This is a genomic window from Streptomyces sp. YS-3, from assembly GCF_045257485.1.
GTDB lineage: Bacteria > Actinomycetota > Actinomycetes > Streptomycetales > Streptomycetaceae > Streptomyces.
Genome location: NZ_JBJHPC010000845.1, coordinates 1 through 2,230, shown reverse-complemented (window position 1 = coordinate 2,230; position 2,230 = coordinate 1). Strand labels below are relative to the sequence as shown.

At 72.2% G+C, this 2,230-nt stretch carries 2 protein-coding genes; both read right to left on the bottom strand.

Annotation, left to right across the window (positions count from 1 at the left end; all coding sequences use genetic code 11):
• A partial coding sequence (locus ACJA3G_RS35470) for a holo-ACP synthase (RefSeq protein ID WP_406557143.1) occupies window positions 1-298 on the bottom strand: 298 nt, incomplete at its 3' end.
• Window positions 295-2,142: a glutamine--fructose-6-phosphate transaminase (isomerizing) gene (glmS, locus tag ACJA3G_RS35465; RefSeq protein ID WP_406557142.1), complete on the bottom strand. Its 1,848-nt coding sequence runs from the start codon at window positions 2,140-2,142 to the stop codon at window positions 295-297. The genes glmS and ACJA3G_RS35470, both read right to left, overlap by 4 nt.
• Window positions 2,143-2,230 lie beyond the last annotated feature (88 nt).

Genomic DNA, 2,230 nt, shown 5'->3' with positions numbered 1-2,230 from the left:
CCCCCAGCGCCTCCGCCCGGGCCGCCACGCTCCCCCGTACCCGCAGCCGCGGCTGGCCGCTCTCCTCCACGTACACCTCCGCGTCCGTCCAGCTCAGCCCGGCCGGGGCGCCCAGGGCCTTCGCCAGGGCCTCCTTCGCCGCGAAGCGGACCGCCAGGGACGCCGTCCCGCGGCGCTCCCCGCTCGGCAGCAGCAGCTCCTCCTCCACGAACAGGCGGTCGAGCAGCCCCGGCGTGCGCCGCAGCGACTCGCCGAAACGTTCGACCTCGGCCACGTCGATCCCCACCCCGATGATCATTCGACCGTGACCGACTTCGCGAGGTTGCGCGGCTGGTCCACCTCGTTGCCGCGCGCCGTGGCCAGCTCGCAGGCGAAGACCTGGAGCGGGACCGTGGCGACCAGCGGCTGGAGCAGCGTGGGCGTGGCGGGGATGCGGATCAGATGGTCCGCGTACGGCACCACCGTCTCGTCGCCGACCTCCGCGATCACGATCGTCCGCGCCCCCCGCGCCCTGATCTCCTGGATGTTCGACACGATCTTGTCGTGGAGCACCGAACGGCCGCGCGGCGACGGCACGACCACCACCACCGGCAGATCCGGCTCGATCAGCGCGATCGGGCCGTGTTTGAGCTCGCCCGCCGCGAACCCCTCCGCGTGCATATAGGCGAGCTCCTTGAGCTTGAGCGCGCCCTCCAGCGCCACCGGATAGCCCACATGGCGGCCCAGGAACAGCACGGTGTTCTTCGCCGCCAGCGACCGCGCCAGCTCCCGCACCGGCTCCATCGTCTCCAGCACCTGGTCGACGTCGCGCGCGATCGACGCCAGGTCCCGGATCACCGCCCGGATCTCGTCGCCCCACTTCGTCCCGCGCACCTGCCCCAGGTACAGGGCGACCAGGTAGCAGGCGACCAGCTGGGTCAGGAACGCCTTCGTGGACGCGACGGCGACCTCCGGGCCCGCGTGCGTGTACAGCACCGCGTCCGACTCGCGTGGGATCGTCGACCCGTTGGTGTTGCAGATGGCCAGCACCTTCGCGCCCTGCTCGCGCGCGTGCCGCAGCGCCATCAGGGTGTCCATGGTCTCGCCGGACTGCGAGATCGCGATCACCAGCGTGCGCCGGTCGAGGATCGGGTCGCGGTAGCGGAACTCGCTGGCGAGCTCCGTCTCGCAGGGGATCCGCGTCCAGTGCTCGATCGCCAGCTTGGCGATCATGCCCGCGTGGTACGCCGTACCGCACGCGACGATCACGACCTTGTCGACCTCGCGCAGCTCCGCCGCCGGGATACGGACCTCGTCGAGCGTCAGCGAACCCGCGGCGTCGATCCGGCCGAGCAGCGTATCGGCCACGGCCTTGGGCTGCTCGGCGATCTCCTTGAGCATGAAGTAGTCATAGCCCCCCTTCTCCGCGGCCGACGCGTCCCAGTCCACGTGGTACGACCGCACCTGTGCGGGAGCCCCGTCGAAGTCGGTGACCGACACACCGTCCCGCCGCAGCTCCACGACCTGGTCCTGGCCCAGCTCGATCGCGGACCGCGTGTGGGCGATGAACGCGGCCACGTCCGAGGCGAGGAAGGACTCACCCTCTCCAACGCCCACCACCAGCGGGGAGTTCCGCCGCGCCCCGACCACCACGTCCGGCTCGTCGGCGTGCACCGCGACCAGCGTGAACGCCCCGTCGAGCCGCCTGCACACCTGCCGCATCGCCTCGGCCAGGTCCTCCGTGGAGGAGTACGCCTCGGCCAGCAGATGCGCGACGACCTCGGTGTCCGTCTCGGAGGCCAGCGCGTGGCCGCGCTCCGCCAGCTCCGCCCGCAGCGCCGCGAAGTTCTCGATGATCCCGTTGTGGACGACCGCGACCCGGCCCGCGTTGTCGAGGTGCGGGTGGGCGTTGGCGTCGGTCGGCCCGCCGTGGGTGGCCCAGCGGGTGTGCCCGATGCCGGTGGAGCCGCTCGGCAGCGGCCGGTCCACCAGGGCCTTCTCCAGGTTGACGAGCTTGCCGGCCTTCTTGGCCGCGGCCAGCCCGCCGTCGGCGAGGACGGCGACCCCGGCCGAGTCGTAGCCCCGGTATTCGAGCCGCTTCAGTCCGGCGATGACAACATCGAGCGCTGACTGCGCTCCCACGTACCCGACGATTCCGCACATGGCGGCAGCCTACGACCGCACGGCCGCGAATCGCGCCCACTCCCGCGGCCCGCCCCGGCGGGTGCGCCCCGGCGGTGGGCCGCGGGAG